The following is a 14377-nucleotide window of genomic DNA, read 5'->3' on the forward strand; positions in this document are numbered from 1 at the left end:
GGCTGGGTTCCGCGCCCGTTGGGGCGGGGTAATGCCTTCCTCTCTGCCCGCGCGCGACGCGCAACGCTTTCCGGCCTGCCCGCCACCGTGGCACGCGGTTGACCCCGTCGGCCGTTCTGCTGGTTGCTGCGCGCGGGAACACGTTTACGCCCCATTGATCAGGAGTTACGCATGGCGAAAGAAGAATTGCTTGAACTTGATGGCATCGTGAACGAAGTCCTTCCGGATAGCCGCTACCGCGTCACGCTCGACAATGGCGTTGTCGTTGGCGCCTATTCGTCCGGGCGCATGCGCAAGAATCACATCCGCATTCTGGCGGGCGATCGCGTCACCCTCGAATTGTCGGTGTACGACCTGACGAAAGGACGGATCAATTTCCGTCACAAGGACGAGCGGAGCGGCGGCGCGGCACGCGGTCCGTCGACTCGCCGTCGTTGATGGCGTGCGATGTCGTGGTGCCGCGAGTCGGCGCCACCTGAAAATCGGATTGTCGGCGATGGTCGACCTGTGATACAAGGTAGCCGCACGTCTGGCGCAGGCCGGTGACGTCGTCTACAACTCGTTTTCTTGGAATATTCAAAAAATGGCAACTGGTACCGTCAAGTGGTTCAACGATACGAAGGGCTTTGGGTTCATTACGCCGGACGACGGCGGCGATGACCTGTTCGCGCACTTCTCCGAAGTTCAGGGAAGCGGCTTCAAGTCGCTCCAAGAGGGCCAGAAGGTCAGCTTCGACGTGAAGCAGGGCCCCAAGGGGAAGCAGGCAGCGAACATCAAGCCGCTGTAAGGGATCCGCGGCCGCTCGCGCGGCCTGTCGGCGCAGCGATCAGCCTGTCGAGTGATCGCTGCGGACTGGGGCGCACCGTCGAAAGACGGCGCGCCCTTTTCGCGTGTGCTCAGCGATCGAGGAAGGGCCTCAACTTGTCGGCGCGACTGGGTTGCATCAGTTTGCGCATCGCCTTGCTCTCGATCTGACGGATCCGCTCGCGGGTCACGTCGAACTGCCGGCCGACCTCTTCAAGCGTGTGGTCGGACGTCATATCGAGCCCGAATCGCATCCGCAGGACCTTGGCCTCGCGCGGCGACAGCTCGTCGAGCGCCTCATCGATCGCCGCACGCATGTTCGCGTGAATGGCGGCCTCGGCCGGCGAGCTCGCGGAGACATCCTCGATCATGTCGCCGAGCGTCGCGTCGGCATCGTCGCCCACCGGCGTTTCGAGCGACACGGGTTGCTTCGCGACCCTGAGGATGCTGCGCACTTTTTCCTCGGACATCTCCATGCGCTCGGCGAGAACGGCCGGATGCGCTTCCTGCCCCGTCTGCTGCAGCAGTTCGCGCGAAATGCGGTTCAGCTTGTTGATCGCCTCGATCATGTGCACCGGCACGCGAATCGTCCGCGCCTGATCGGCAAGCGCACGCGTGACGGCCTGCCGGACCCACCAGGTGGCGTACGTCGAGAACTTCCAGCCGCGCCGGTATTCGAACTTGTCCACCGCCTTCATCAGGCCGATATTGCCTTCCTGGATCAGATCCAGGAACTGCATGCCGCGGTTCACGTATTTCTTGGCAATCGAGATGACGAGGCGAAGATTCGCTTCGATCATTTGTCGCTTGGCCTGCCGCATTTTCAATTCCGCGGCACTCATCTGACGATTGATCTGCTTGAGTTGCTGGAGCGGCAGCGAGACCCGCGCCTCGATGTCGATGAGTTTCTGCTGCCCGGCCTGAATGGCCGGCAGATGCCGCAGGAGCGCCGCGCCATGCTGCCGCGAAGCTGCCGCCGCGCGGCTCGTCCATTCGAGGTCGGTTTCGTGGCCCGGGAACGACTCGACGAACGACTCGCGCGACATGCCGCAACGGTCGACGGCGATCTCCAGGATACCGCGCTCGATCGCGCGAATCTCGGTCACTTGCTCGTGCACGCTGGCGCACAGGCGGTCGATGGCCTTGGCGGTAAAGCGGATCGGCGCCAGTTCGTGCTGGATCTCCGCGCGCATTTGCGCAACGGCCGCGGAACGGGCTTTGCCGGTCACGGGCGCATCCGGCAACTGCTCGAACAGCGCGCGCACGCGCGCGAAAATCGCGAGACTGTCGTGGGTGAGTTCTTCGAGGCGGGCTGCGTTCGCTTTCTCGGGATCCCCAGCGTCCGTTTCGGCGTCGTCACCGTCCAGGTCGGCGTCGGCGGCGTCCACTTCCGGGGGCGCTTCGTCGGACCCTGCCGTGATTTCGCTTTCATCCACGGCAATGCTGATGCCATCGACCAGTTCGTCGATACGCAGTTCGCCGGCGACGATGCGGTCCGCATCGGCCAGAATCGTGGAAACGACGGACGGGCACGCCGCGATCGCCTGAATCATGTCCTGCAGGCCGCTTTCGATTCGCTTTGCGATCTCGATTTCGCCGGCGCGGGTCAGCAACTCGCTGGCCCCCATTTCACGCATGTACATCCGGACCGGATCGGTCGTGCGGCCGAATTCGGAATCGACGGTCGACAGGGCGGCTTCCGCTTCCTCGTCCGCCTGATCGTCGGATGCCACGGCAGCCGTGGTGCCGTTCAGCAGGAGCGTCTCGGCGTCCGGCGCCTGCTCGTAGACGGCCACCCCCATATCGCCGAACGTGCTGACGATCGTTTCCATCGCAGCCGTTTGCGCGAAATTGTCGGGCAGGTGATCGTTGATGTCAGCGTGGGTCAGATAACCGCGCTCACGGCCCAGCGCGATCAGTGCGCGCATCTGGCGTTGACGCTCATCGTCCTGACGCGCGATCGACGCGGCGTCCGGCGGTGTTGCTACGGCCTGGGGCTTTCCCTTTGGGGCGCGACGGCCGGTCTTCGACGTGACCGCAACCATGCGGGATGCTGAATCGTCGCGAACGGGATTTGCCAATATATTCTCCTCGACAGATTGACCGACGATCGTCGTGCGCAGGTCGGCAGGCCAGCTTGCCTGTCGGGGCGCGAACGAAATCGTGGAACGGCGCACAGGCAGTCGAGGCCGGAATGCCTCTCGCGGAATTCAGTGTGCGCAGAATGGGGAATCCTAAATGATACCGGATATTGTTGTGCGGTGCAATATGCGGCGAACACCAGGTTACTCGGCGTTTTCGCCCCGGCCCCTGTGCTGCGCCGCCAGCCGTTCCTGCTGGGCCGGCGGGACGGGGTCGTAATGACTCAGCTGGATGCTGTAACCGCCGTGTCCGCTCGCGATCGCATTCAGGCGCGACTGGTAGTCGTCGAGTTCGGCGAGCGGAACCTTTCCCGCAATGACGACCGCATCGCCGCCGGCCGTGCGCGTGCCATGCACCTGCCCGCGGCGCGCGGACAGGTCGCCGATGATGTCGCCCATCGTCGCTTCGGGCGTGACCACCTCGATGTCGACGATCGGTTCGAGCACGATCGGCTGGGCTTTCAGCACCGCGTCGATAAAGGCTTTGCGGCCTGCCGTGACGAAAGCCACTTCTTTCGAGTCGACCGGGTGGCTCTTGCCGTCGAATACGGTGACGCGCACGTCTTGCATCGGAAAGCCCGCCAGCGGCCCGCTCTCGATGACCTGCTGGATGCCTTTTTCGACCGCCGGAATGAACTGAGATGGAATCGCGCCGCCCTTGACGGCATCGACGAACTCGAACCCCACGCCGCGCGGCAGCGGCTCCACGCGCAGCATGACTTCACCGAACTGGCCGGCGCCGCCGGTTTGCTTCTTGTGCCGGTAGTGGCCCTCCGCCTTGCCGACGATGGTTTCCCGCCACGCGATGGTCGGCGGCCTCGTGATGACTTCGAGCTTGTACTGGTCCGTCAGCCGCTCGAGCATGAAGCGCACGTGCAGCTCGCCGAGCCCGCGCACGACGGTCTCGTTGGTGCCGGCCGGGTGCTCGATCAGCAGGCACGGATCCTCGGCCGCGAGCTTTTGCAGGACCTCCCACAAACGCTGTTCGTTGCCGCGGCGCGCCGGCTCGATCGCGAGGCCATAAATCGGCGTGGGGAAATCGAGTGGCGTGAGGTGGACGTTGCCGTCTTCGGGGGCGTCGTGCAGCACGGCGTCGAAGCCGATCTCGTCGGCCTTCGGGACAGCGCATATATTGCCGGGCCCGGCTCGCAGGATATCGGTGTGTTCCTTGCCCTGCAGCATCAACAGGCGGGCTATCCTGAACGGCTGACGCCCGTCGCCGATATAGAGCTGGCCATCGCGCACCACCGTGCCTTGATGGATGCGGAACACGGCCATTTTGCCGATATAGGGATCGATCGCGATCTTGAATACATGCGCGAGCACGTGCTTGCCGGCGACAGGCTCCGCATGCATGGTCGTCACCCGTCCGTCGACTTCGCGGTAGAAGCGGGGCGGGTTGCCTTCGGTGACATTGGGCAGGAGTCGTACGAACACGTCGAGCAACTGGGGGACGCCGGCGCCGGTGGCCGCCGATGTGAAGCAGACCGGCACCAGATGGCCTTCGCGCAACGCGCGCTCGAAGGGCGCGTGCAGTTGTTCCGGGCGGATGGCTTCGCCCTGTTCCAGATAGAGCTCCATCAATTCGGGGTCGAGTTCGATCACCTGGTCGATGAGCGCATTGTGCGCGGCTTCCACCGAATGAAAGTCGGCTTCGCCCGCCGGGTTGAAAAAACAGTCCACCACGTCACTGCCGCCCCGCGCGGGCAGATTGATGGGCAGGCATGTGTTGCCGAACGTCGCCTGAATCTGTGCCAGTAGCCCCGGAAGATCGACCTTCTCGCCGTCGATGCCGTTCACGATGATCATCCGGCAGAGTTCGCGTTGCTGCGCGTACGCCATCATCCGGCGCGTGGTCAATTCGATGCGGGTGCGGGCGTTGATCACGATCGCGGCCGTTTCGACGGCGGGCAGCGCGCTGATCGCCAGGCCGGCGAAGTCGGGATAGCCGGGCGTGTCGAGCAGATAGATGCGCGTGTCGTGGTAGTGAAAGTGGGCGACGGCGGAGCCGAGCGAGTGGTGATACTTGCGCTCGAGCGGATCGAAATCACACAGCGCGGTGCCGCGGTTCACGCTGCCCGGCGCGTGCAGGGCGCCGCCCTGGTGCAGCAGCGCTTCGGCAAGCGACGTCTTTCCGCATCCGGCGTGCCCGACCAGGGCGATAGTACGAATGGCTTCGGGGCTGTCATTCATGGCCGCCATCGTCCAGCAGTGGGTACTTAGCCATTATTGGCGAAAAATGGGGGATTTGCCGTAGGTGGTGAGTGGAGGGGCGGGCTGGTCGCCATCCGGCCAATGTTTTCCTGGCCGACGCGGGTTGGCGAGACCATGCTGGCTCGATGGGAGAGCGTCGATCTCGTTGCAGAGGCCTGGCTCATTCCTGCGGCTGATACCCAGACCAACACTGCCTTGACCGTTTAACCCTCCGATATTTGCCATGCGTCAGCTTGAGGCATTGAAAGGGAGGAACCAGCAGCGTGAACGTCAATCGGATTGGGGGTTCCCGGCGGTCAATGCGAGCGCCTTGATCTGCTGACTCGATCCGACGCCGACAACGTGACGATCCTGGGGGGCTGCCTGATCGTGCGTCCGACAGCGTTCGTCGGCAATGGCGTAGCAGCGTGCGTTTATAGCAAAAAAGAGATAAACTGATGGCGTGGCATATTGATCTTTTACCTCAGGCTGAAGCCGAATTGATGTCCCTGCCCGAGGATATGCGCGCTCGTTTCCTTCACATCGCTGAGATGCTGGTCGAATTCGGGCCGCAACGTGTAGGGATGCCCCATGTTCGTCCGCTCGAGGCCAAACTATGGGAAATCCGTATGACGGGGCGGGATGGCATCGCGCGCGCGATCTATGTCACGCAGACGGGGCAGCGTCTGACTGTGCTGCACATCTTCGTCAAAAAGACGCAAAAGACGCCGCGCCGTGCGATTGAGACGGCCCGCGCACGAATGAAGGAGGATTGAGAGATGACCGCCCTCGCGACCTTGAAAAAGCGTCTGTTGTCGGATCCGAAAACCAAAGCCGAGTATGACGCGCAGGCGCCGGAATTTGCCGTTGCGCGCGAGCTCATCGCGGCGCGGGTGCGTGCCGGACTGACGCAGGAACAACTGGCCGAGAAGATGCAGACGACGCAATCGACCATTGCGCGGATGGAGAGCGGGCGGACTTTACCGTCGCTGCGCACGTTATCCCGTTACGCCGAGGCGACAGGGAGTCGTGCAGTGGTGCGGCTTGAGGCGGCGCGCTAGCGCCTTGTCCAGAAAAAAGAAAAGGGGTTACAGGCCAATGGCGTGTAACCCCTTGATTCCCTTGGTCGGAGCGATAGGATTCGAACCTACGACCCTCTGATCCCAAATCAGATGCGCTACCAGGCTGCGCTACGCTCCGACGAATCGATGATTCTATCGCTTAATATCACACCTGGTCAAATTCCTTGCGCCCGCGCCGCCAGATCCGAGCCGTGGCGCTTCCCATTCCGGACGGAGAGACGACGATGATGAACCTGATCTTGTGGCGCCACGCGGAAGCCGAGGAGGATGCGACGTGCGATCTCGCGCGCCAGTTGACCGGCCGCGGTCGCAAGGATGCGCAGGCGATGGCGAAGTGGCTGCGTAGCCGGCTCGAGAGCAATCACGTGATCATCGCGAGCCCCGCCGCGCGCACCGTGCAGACCGCCGAGTCGCTGACCGACCAGTACCGGACCGACTACTCGCTCTCGCCCGGCGCCACCGTCGATGACGTGCTGACCGCCGCCGGCTGGCCCGACGGGATCGCGCCGACCGTCGTGATCGTCGGGCACCAGCCGACGCTCGGCAGCGTCGCCGCGCACCTGATCACCGGCAGCGCCGACAGCTGGAGCGTGAAAAAAGGCGGCATCGTGTGGCTCGCGAGCCGCGCGCGCGATGGCGACCGGCAGGCGATCCTGCGGGCGGTGATCTCGCCGGATCTCGTCTGATTCCCATTCATCCGATTGTTTCGGAGGGCTTTCCGTCAAGTCAGGTTGGCGACATGTCATTGAAAGGACACCGTTTTGCCATGCGAGCGTCATGGCCGGTTACTACATTGGCGGGCATGTCGTCCTATTCCTTACGATCAGGAAAGCCTAATGCGAGAACTGCCGACGCCTACGCTCCCCTTCGCCTCGCTGCCCCTCGACACGACGCGCCGCCATCTGCCGCGCGCGGCTGAAACCGTCACGTCGGAATATCGTCTGCGTGCCGCGTGGGCACGCACCGAAGACGAACTGCGCGAGGCCCAGCGCCTGCGCTACAACGTGTTCGCCGACGAGATGGGCGCGCAGGTCGGCGGCCCCGCCGGCCTCGACGTCGACGCGTTCGACGCCTATTGCGACCATCTGCTCGTGCGCGATCTCGATACGCTGAAAGTCGTCGGCACCTATCGCGTGCTGCCGCCGCATCAGGCCGCGCGTATCGGCCGCCTGTACGCGGAAGGCGAATTCGACCTGTCGCGTCTCACGCACCTGCGCGGCAAGATGGTCGAGGTCGGCCGCTCGTGCGTGCATCGCGACTATCGCAGCGGCGCCGTGATCATGGCGCTCTGGGGCGGCCTCGGCGCGTACATGATGCAGAACGGCTACGAGACGATGCTCGGCTGCGCGAGCGTGTCGATGGCCGACGGCGGCCACTATGCGGCGAACCTCTATCAGTCGCTGTCCGCGAGCGCGCTGACCGCGCCCGAATATCGCGCGTTCGCGCACACGCCGCTGCCGGTCGACGACCTGCAGACCGGCACCGCCGTCGCGCCGCCGCCGCTGATCAAGGGCTATCTGCGTCTCGGCGCGAAGATCTGCGGCGCGCCCGCGTGGGATCCCGACTTCAACTGCGCGGATTTCCTGACGCTGTTCCGCCTGTCGGACATCAACGCGCGCTACGCCCGCCACTTCCTCGGCTGAGCGTTTCCGCTTGCCTTTCGGCAAAGCGGCGCGCGCGCCCGGGCGGCCGCGCGCGCACAAGTACACCGCCACGCGGCGCGATGCCGCGCGGCGGCATGTTCAGGACGTCAGGCGTCCGGACGAATATCCAGTCCGATCGCGGTGCGCAACGCACATGCCGGCTCCCGCCGGCACGCGCGGCACATCATCACGCCACGCGCTTCGGCGTGCGTAAAAAGTCGGATCGGGGAGGGCGGCGCGCCCGGCTCAGTGCCGGTGCCGCCAGTCGAGCAGATGGTGTTCCGCCATCCAGTGGTGGACTATCCCTTCGCCGCCGTGCGAACGCTTGTATTCATGCGATTCGAATACGGACAGCGCCACCAGAACCATCACACCGACGAGCAGGCCGACCAGGCCGGCGATTTCTTCAGCAGTCATGGCAGCCTCCTTCACTCGGCAAAGCGCCATGCTGTACATATTAGGACAACTGCAATCGCTTTTCGTAGGGGCAATCGCGCGAAAAGCCGGGGTCGGACCTCGTCGGCGCGGGCGGCGTCCGCGTGCTTTCGCACGCGTTTGTCCGCTTTCGCCCATTTTGGCGCTACGTCGCGTGCGCGGGCGACGCGTCGATGTCGACGCCGACGCTGGCCGACAGCGCGGGCAGGTAGCGCGCGAGCGTCGCGCCGCGCGCGGCCATGAACAGCAGCAGCGCGAGCCAGAGGCCGTGATTGCCGAGCGGGGCGGCGAGCACGAGCGTTGCCGCGGCGAACACCGCGGACGACGCGGCCATCGCGCGCATCAGCGAACGCGTCTGCGTCGCGCCGATGAACACGCCGTCGAACAGAAAACCCCAGACCGACACGATGGGCGACACCACGGCCCACGGCAAGTAGCGGTCGGCGACCGCGCGAACCGCGGGTTGATCGGTCAGGCCCGCGACGATCCAGCTGCCGGCGATCCAGTAGACGAGCGAGAACCCGAGCGCGCCGAGCACCGACCAGAACAGCGTGATCCGCACCGCCTGCCGGAACGCGGCGCGGTCGCGCGCGCCGGCCGCCGCGCCAACGAGCGCCTCGGCCGCGTGCGCGAAGCCGTCGAGGCCGTATGCCATGAACGTCTGAAAATTCAGCAGCAGCGCGTTGGCCGCGAGCGTCGCGTCGCCTTGCTTCGCGCCGAGATGCGCGAACCAGCCGAACACGACCAGCAGGCACAGCGTCCGGATGAAGATGTCGCGATTGAGCACGACGAGACGCTCGAGCGCCGCGCGGTCGAGCAGCGCGCGCGGCACGAGCGGCGGCAGCCCGCGCGGACGCAATTGCCACAGCAGCCACGCGCCGAGCGCGAAGCCGCACGCGTCGGCGGTCGCGGTCGCCGCGCCGATCCCGGCGATGCCCCAGCCGAATCCGTACACGTAGAGCAGCACGGCGACGATGTTCACGGCGTTGATGAATACCTGTGTGACGAGCGCGAGCCGCACGCGCTGCACACCGAGCAGATAGCCGAGCACGACGTAGTTCGCGAGCGCGAACGGCGCGGCCCAGATCCGTGCGCGACAGTACGCGTGCGCGGTCGCGCGCACCGCGTCGCTGCCGCCGAGCGCGGTCAGCGCGAACGACACGAGTGGCGCCTGCAGCGCGAGCACCGCGATGCCGAGCACGAACGCGACGGCGAGCGCGCGCAGCACGTTCAGGCGGATGCCGTTCGTGTCGCGCGCGCCGTGCGCCTGCGCGACGAGGCCGGTCGTGCCCATCCGCAGGAAGCCGAAACCCCAGAACACGAAATTGAAGAACAGCCCGCCGAGTGCGACGCCGCCGAGGAACTGCGCGCCGTCGAGATGGCCGGCGACCGCGGTGTCGACGGCGCCGAGGATCGGCTGGGTCAGGTTCGCGATAACGATCGGGAACGCGAGCGCAAGCACGCGCCGGTGCGACGCGGCCGCCGGCCGTGGCGCGGCGGCGGAGGATGACGCGGATTCGGACATGGCGGCCGCGTCAGGTGCGTGCCTGCACGCAGACCCATGGCGACACGACGACCGCCCACAGTTCGGGATTGCGCTCGGCGTAATCGCGCGCGGTCTCGGCCGGCATCCGGCTGACGTGGCCGGCGGCGAGCCATCGGGTGATCTGGTCGGCGTCGTCGTTCGCGATCGCTTCAGCGACGCTGACGAGATCGAGATCGCGCGCGACCGACAGCAGCTTGCCCTGCGCGAAGAAGCGTTCGAGGTCGCACCAGTCGATCTTGGCGGTTTCGCCGAGGAGTTTCGCGTAGTGCGGGCTATGCGACGCGCCCGGGGTGGGGGATTCGTGTTCGGACATCGGATTCGGAAAAAAACGGCGTGTGAGCGCCACTATAAACCATCGCGTCGCGCGCCCGGTGCGCGTGCATCGAACGTGGCGCGGCACCGGATTTTCACGGGCGCGGACGGAGAAAGCGCGCGTATCCTAGGGAAGATTCGGACGTCCGCGCGGGCGAATGCGCTGTGCGCGATTCGGAAATGATGCGTATCATCGGCCCAACTATTCCGATACGACCATGAGTGGGTTTTTGATCGCCACGGGGCTCAGCCTGATCGGTATCGGCGCGCTGGTGAGGTTCGCGCGCCGGGTCGATCCTCTCTCCGGCCGTCTGAGCGGCCGCCTCCGCAAGCGTTGAACGAGCGGCACCGCCGTGCGCGCGCCGCATGCGGCGCGTCGGTGCCGCGAGCAAACGTTCAACGAGCCGGCAGATAGCGCGACGGATCGATCGAACGGCCCGCGTAGCGCAGCTCGAAATGCAGCGCGACACGATCGTTGTCGGTGTCGCCCATCTCCGCGATCGTTTGCCCCTGCGTGACCGACTGCCCTTCGCTGACGAGCAGGCGCCGGTTGTGCGCATACGCGGTCAGGTAATCGCCGTCGTGCTTCAGGATCAGCAGATTGCCGTAGCCGCGCAGCCCGTTGCCCGCATACACGACGACGCCCGGCGCGGCCGCGACGACCGGCGTGCCCACCGCGCTTGCGATATCGATGCCTTTCGACTTCCCGCCGTCGAAGTTGCGGACCACGTTGCCGCGTGCCGGCCAGATCAGCGAGATGCCGTTCGCGGGCGGCGCGGACGAATCGGCGGCCGCCGACTGCGCGGGGCGGCTCGTGGTGCTGCCGGTGCTGCCGGTGCTCGGCGACGATGCGGTTGCGGCGCCGCCCGGCGGCGTCACGCGCAGCATCTGGCCGACGTCGATCGAATCGGGATTCGCGATGTTGTTCCAGCGGACGATGTTCTGAACCGACTGACGGTTCGCGCGCGCGATCTTGTAGAGCGTGTCGCCGCGCGCGACGCGATAGTAGCCGGGGCCGACGGGCCCGGACGAGTCGACGGACGCGGTGCCGCAGGCGACGAGAAGCGCGGCGGACGAGGCCGCGACGAGGCGTTTGATTGTTGTTCCGGACATGGAATCTCTCAGGATCCTGCCGCGCGGTATGCGACACGGCGATACAAAACGTCCGATTTTAACGGGTTCGAAGCCCGGTTTGCCTTTTGGCGCCGCCGCGCTTGCGCGCGGCGGACGCCGCGTCAGCCGGCGCGCGGCCCGACGTGCAGCCGCAGCGCGGCGGTTTCGGTCGCGCCGGGCGCGACGTGGCGCAGGCCGAGCCCGTTGTGGATCGCGTCGGGCAGGCCGAGCCACGGCTCGACGCAATAGAAATCCGATTCCGGCTTTTCGGTCCACGTCGTGACCGCATACCACGGCACCGAGCCGGGCACGTCGAGCGCGATCTCGATCGTGCGGCCGCGGCCCGGCATCGTGATCCGCACCGGCCCGGACGGCACGCCGTCGAGACAATGGAAGCGATCGTGGATGCGCGGATCGTCGAGCGCATAGCGCGCGTCGCCGGGCTCGGGCGCGCTGATCGTGCCGTCGGCGAGTTGATGGCGGCGCTGCGTCGGCGGCAGCTCGAGCGTCGTCGTATGGCGCTCGTCGTGCGGGAGTGCGAAATAAAAGTGATGCCCCGCGTAATACGGCAGCGGCGCACTGCCGAGATTGGCCGTCGTCAGCACGACGTCGAGCGTGTGCGGATCGACGAGGCGGTACGTGACGTCGAAGCGGAAGTCGAATGGATAATCGGCGCGCGGCGTAGCGTGGCTGTCGAGCGTCATCGTCAGCGCGGTGCCGTCGTCGGACGCTTGCGCGGCGAACGGCAGGTCGCGCGCGAAGCCGTGCATCGGCAGATCGCGGACCGAGCCCGACGCGTCGCGCCAGCGGCCGATCTGGCCGTCGACCAGATGGCGGCCGAGGAACGGGAACAGGATCGGATTGCCGCCGCGCACGCGCGCGACGTTGCTCCAGTCGGCGCTGTCGGGCCAGAAGATGACGGGCTCGCCGTCGACGTGCCACGACAGCAGGCGGCCGCCGAATTGCGGCGCGATCCGGACGAGCGACGCGCCGGCGTGGAGTTCGTGAATCTCGTGCTGCTGAAAGGTCGGCATGGCGGTTCGGCAGTGGGAAGAGGATGGGGCGGATCTGCGCACCATTCTATCGGGCCGCGATGCGTTGGGGAAAACCCTTCTCGGGAAATCGCGAGTTTTAAAGATCGTTAACGGCCCGGATAATGCTTTCGAACCGTCATCAACTTGTCACCGGAAAGCGATTTACAAGGAGCGAGCATGGATCTGGCGATGGCAATGGGTATCGCACTGTTCGGCATGTTTACGGGCAGCACCGTGTTCTTTTTCTATCAGCTCGGCCGCTAGCGGCAAGATTTTCCGCTTTTCCCGATCGGCAAGGCCCGCCTTCGTAAAAGGCGGGCTTTTTGCATTCTGCGTCGGTCAGTCCGGGGTCCGGAATTGAGCGATCTTGTTCCGACCGGTCGCCTTCGCGTTGTACAACGCCTCGTCGGCCGCCTTGATCACCGCGCCCGCCTCGCTATCTTGCTCCGGTGTCCAGCTTGCCAGGCCGATGCTGGCCGTCACGCGCCCGAACTCGCTGCTCGCATGCTCGATTCCCAACTCGTCGATCGCCGCACGAATCTTCTCGGCAATGTGCTCGGCACCCGTTATCGGCGTATTCGGCAGAAGCACGACGAACTCTTCGCCGCCGTAGCGGGCCGCGCAATCTCCGGGGCGGCGAATGTTCTCGCCGATGCAGCGCGCGACGGCGGCCAGTGCATCGTCCCCGGCCTGGTGGCCATAGGTGTCGTTGTAGGCCTTGAAACGATCGACGTCGACGAACAGCAATGAGAACACCGAGCGCGCCCGGCGCGCGCGGCGCCATTCCTGATCCAGCACCTCGCCGAAGGTGCGGCGATTGTTCAGTCCGGTGAGGCCGTCGGTGCGCGCGAGCAGCACGAGCTCCGATTCCGCCCGCATCCGGCGCCGCAACTGCGCACTCAGCACGATCGACAATGCGATGAAGCCCGCGCCGAACGCGGCCACCAGCGCGCCGATCGTGATCGCGCGGCCGCGCCATGCCGCATAGATGTCCTGCTCGGCCTCCGCGACCATGATGATCAGCGGCAAAGCCGGCAGGTTCTTGAAGTAGTACAGGCGGCGCACGCCGTCGATCGACGCCGTTTCGGAAAACGTGCCCTCCGGTGTCGCCCTGAACCGCCGGAACGTCGCGGCCTGGCTGATATCGCGGCCGATGGTGTGCACATCGTACGGCTGGCGCATCACCATGATGCCGTCCTTGCCGATCAGCGAGATCGAGCCGTGCGGGCCGAGTGACAGGCCGGCGAACAGCTTGTGGAAATACTCGAGGTTGATCGCGATCAGCACGATTCCGGCGAACGAGCCGTCCGGGTGCGAGACTCGGCGCGTGAGCGCGATGCTGCGGGTGCCGCCGCGCAGGCGGGACTCGTACGGATCGCTGATGTAGAGCCCGACGTTCGGATTGTCCCGGTGGATCGTGAAGTATTTGCGGTCCGCAAAATTGCCTTGGCGGGGGGCGTCGTTCGCCGAATCCAGGATGATGTTGCCGGCGGCATCCAGCACGAGCATCGAGCCGATAAATTGGGCGGTCATCGCATGGTCGAACAGCACCCCGCGCCGCAAGGCCGGCGGCGCGGCCATCACGTCGGGGCGCTCCAGACCGTGAATGACCGCCTGCAACGACAGGTCATAGAGCTCGAAATTGCGTTCGATGTCGCGCTGGGCGATCAGGCCGAGATTGCGCGAGGTTTCGCTGGCGCGGTCGAGCGCGTCCTGTCGGCTCTGGAGCAACTGGAGCAAGCACAGACCCATCAGCGCGCAAGCGATTACGATGCCGATTACCACGACGTAAAAGGGGGCCGTCGACCGGGGTTGCATCTGTCTCCTCGTTGATTGCGGCCGGGCCCGGGAGGAGCCAAGCTTGCGCATACTAAAGAAGTAAGATACCAAATCGCAAGGGGCTGACACATTTGACGTCGCTCAGCGCTCGTGGACGGCAATCCGCGAATATATTTCAAAAGGCGGGCTTTCTGCTTTCCGATGCATTACAAATTGCAAGCGTTTGTATGGATCACTGTAAAATTGGCGCACATGCCTTGGCGCGGTCATGCCTGGTCGGCATAATCAGCGCGCG

At 65.3% G+C, this 14377-nt stretch carries 14 protein-coding genes and 1 tRNA gene; 6 read left to right on the forward strand and 9 right to left on the reverse strand.

What is annotated here, in order from left to right:
• The first annotated feature begins 171 nt into the window (after window positions 1–171).
• Both infA and HZI36_RS14040 read left to right on the forward strand, forming a co-directional pair.
• The gene (infA, locus tag HZI36_RS14035) at window positions 172–438 is read left to right on the forward strand and encodes a translation initiation factor IF-1 (RefSeq protein WP_179403247.1); all 267 of its coding nucleotides are present in this window, start codon (window positions 172–174) and stop codon (window positions 436–438) included.
• 145 nt (window positions 439–583) lie between these two features.
• Window positions 584–787: a cold-shock protein gene (locus tag HZI36_RS14040; protein WP_059610410.1), complete on the forward strand. Its 204-nt coding sequence runs from the start codon at window positions 584–586 to the stop codon at window positions 785–787.
• Between the two features lie 109 nt (window positions 788–896).
• Here HZI36_RS14040 and rpoD read toward each other — a convergent pair whose 3' ends face one another.
• Window positions 897–2849 (reverse strand): RNA polymerase sigma factor RpoD, encoded by a 1953-nt coding sequence (gene rpoD / locus HZI36_RS14045; protein ID WP_425485241.1) that lies wholly within the window; start codon window positions 2847–2849, stop codon window positions 897–899.
• Window positions 2850–3089: 240 nt separating this feature from the next.
• Complete coding sequence (gene fusA, locus HZI36_RS14050) at window positions 3090–5138, reverse strand: elongation factor G (RefSeq protein ID WP_179403248.1); 2049 nt, start codon at window positions 5136–5138, stop codon at window positions 3090–3092.
• 458 nt (window positions 5139–5596) lie between these two features.
• On the opposite strand from fusA, the gene HZI36_RS14055 reads away from it, so the two are divergent.
• A complete protein-coding gene (locus HZI36_RS14055) occupies window positions 5597–5914 on the forward strand; it encodes a type II toxin-antitoxin system RelE/ParE family toxin (protein WP_179403249.1) in 318 nt (105 codons plus the stop codon).
• Window positions 5915–5917: 3 nt separating this feature from the next.
• Window positions 5918–6199, forward strand: coding sequence for a helix-turn-helix transcriptional regulator (locus tag HZI36_RS14060; protein ID WP_179403250.1), 282 nt, complete (start codon window positions 5918–5920; stop codon window positions 6197–6199).
• Window positions 6200–6261: 62 nt separating this feature from the next.
• Here the strand turns inward: HZI36_RS14060 and HZI36_RS14065 are convergent.
• Window positions 6262–6338, reverse strand: a tRNA-Pro gene (locus HZI36_RS14065).
• A 106-nt stretch (window positions 6339–6444) separates the two neighbouring features.
• On the opposite strand from HZI36_RS14065, the gene sixA reads away from it, so the two are divergent.
• Together sixA and HZI36_RS14075 are read left to right on the forward strand one after the other, a co-directional pair.
• Window positions 6445–6906, forward strand: coding sequence for a phosphohistidine phosphatase SixA (gene sixA, locus HZI36_RS14070; RefSeq protein ID WP_179403251.1), 462 nt, complete (start codon window positions 6445–6447; stop codon window positions 6904–6906).
• A 150-nt stretch (window positions 6907–7056) separates the two neighbouring features.
• Complete coding sequence (locus tag HZI36_RS14075) at window positions 7057–7863, forward strand: GNAT family N-acetyltransferase (protein WP_179403252.1); 807 nt, start codon at window positions 7057–7059, stop codon at window positions 7861–7863.
• Between the two features lie 246 nt (window positions 7864–8109).
• Here the strand turns inward: HZI36_RS14075 and HZI36_RS14080 are convergent, their stop codons facing one another.
• The 6 genes from HZI36_RS14080 to HZI36_RS14105 form a co-directional block, all read right to left on the reverse strand.
• Window positions 8110–8280, reverse strand: coding sequence for a hypothetical protein (locus tag HZI36_RS14080; protein WP_179403253.1), 171 nt, complete (start codon window positions 8278–8280; stop codon window positions 8110–8112).
• Between the two features lie 163 nt (window positions 8281–8443).
• Window positions 8444–9823: an MATE family efflux transporter gene (locus HZI36_RS14085; RefSeq protein WP_179403254.1), complete on the reverse strand. Its 1380-nt coding sequence runs from the start codon at window positions 9821–9823 to the stop codon at window positions 8444–8446.
• 10 nt (window positions 9824–9833) lie between these two features.
• The gene (locus tag HZI36_RS14090) at window positions 9834–10157 is read right to left on the reverse strand and encodes a DUF2288 domain-containing protein (protein ID WP_179403255.1); all 324 of its coding nucleotides are present in this window, start codon (window positions 10155–10157) and stop codon (window positions 9834–9836) included.
• Window positions 10158–10552: 395 nt separating this feature from the next.
• Entirely contained in the window at window positions 10553–11269 is a 717-nt protein-coding gene (locus HZI36_RS14095) for a peptidoglycan DD-metalloendopeptidase family protein (protein WP_179403256.1), read from the reverse strand.
• 122 nt (window positions 11270–11391) lie between these two features.
• On the reverse strand, window positions 11392–12303 hold the full coding sequence (locus HZI36_RS14100; RefSeq protein WP_179403257.1) for an aldose epimerase family protein: 912 nt from the start codon (window positions 12301–12303) through the stop codon (window positions 11392–11394).
• A gap of 339 nt (window positions 12304–12642) precedes the next feature.
• Window positions 12643–14121, reverse strand: a complete 1479-nt coding sequence (locus tag HZI36_RS14105; protein WP_179403258.1) for a sensor domain-containing diguanylate cyclase — start codon at window positions 14119–14121, stop codon at window positions 12643–12645.
• Between the last annotated feature and the right edge of the window lie 256 nt (window positions 14122–14377).

This window comes from Burkholderia guangdongensis (assembly GCF_013403875.1).
Classification (GTDB): Bacteria; Pseudomonadota; Gammaproteobacteria; order Burkholderiales; family Burkholderiaceae; genus Burkholderia; species Burkholderia guangdongensis.

Bases quoted from the DNA above. Each gene is read 5' to 3' on its own strand.
- infA (WP_179403247.1), top strand. From the start codon at position 172: ATGGCGAAAGAAGAATTGCTTGAACTTGATGGCATCGTGAACGAAGTC.
- HZI36_RS14040 (WP_059610410.1), top strand. From the start codon at position 584: ATGGCAACTGGTACCGTCAAGTGGTTCAACGATACGAAGGGCTTTGGG.
- rpoD (WP_425485241.1), bottom strand. From the start codon at position 2,849: ATGGTTGCGGTCACGTCGAAGACCGGCCGTCGCGCCCCAAAGGGAAAG.
- fusA (WP_179403248.1), bottom strand. From the start codon at position 5,138: ATGAATGACAGCCCCGAAGCCATTCGTACTATCGCCCTGGTCGGGCAC.
- HZI36_RS14055 (WP_179403249.1), top strand. From the start codon at position 5,597: ATGGCGTGGCATATTGATCTTTTACCTCAGGCTGAAGCCGAATTGATG.
- HZI36_RS14060 (WP_179403250.1), top strand. From the start codon at position 5,918: ATGACCGCCCTCGCGACCTTGAAAAAGCGTCTGTTGTCGGATCCGAAA.
- sixA (WP_179403251.1), top strand. From the start codon at position 6,445: ATGATGAACCTGATCTTGTGGCGCCACGCGGAAGCCGAGGAGGATGCG.
- HZI36_RS14075 (WP_179403252.1), top strand. From the start codon at position 7,057: ATGCGAGAACTGCCGACGCCTACGCTCCCCTTCGCCTCGCTGCCCCTC.
- HZI36_RS14080 (WP_179403253.1), bottom strand. From the start codon at position 8,280: ATGACTGCTGAAGAAATCGCCGGCCTGGTCGGCCTGCTCGTCGGTGTG.
- HZI36_RS14085 (WP_179403254.1), bottom strand. From the start codon at position 9,823: ATGTCCGAATCCGCGTCATCCTCCGCCGCCGCGCCACGGCCGGCGGCC.
- HZI36_RS14090 (WP_179403255.1), bottom strand. From the start codon at position 10,157: ATGTCCGAACACGAATCCCCCACCCCGGGCGCGTCGCATAGCCCGCAC.
- HZI36_RS14095 (WP_179403256.1), bottom strand. From the start codon at position 11,269: ATGTCCGGAACAACAATCAAACGCCTCGTCGCGGCCTCGTCCGCCGCG.
- HZI36_RS14100 (WP_179403257.1), bottom strand. From the start codon at position 12,303: ATGCCGACCTTTCAGCAGCACGAGATTCACGAACTCCACGCCGGCGCG.
- HZI36_RS14105 (WP_179403258.1), bottom strand. From the start codon at position 14,121: ATGCAACCCCGGTCGACGGCCCCCTTTTACGTCGTGGTAATCGGCATC.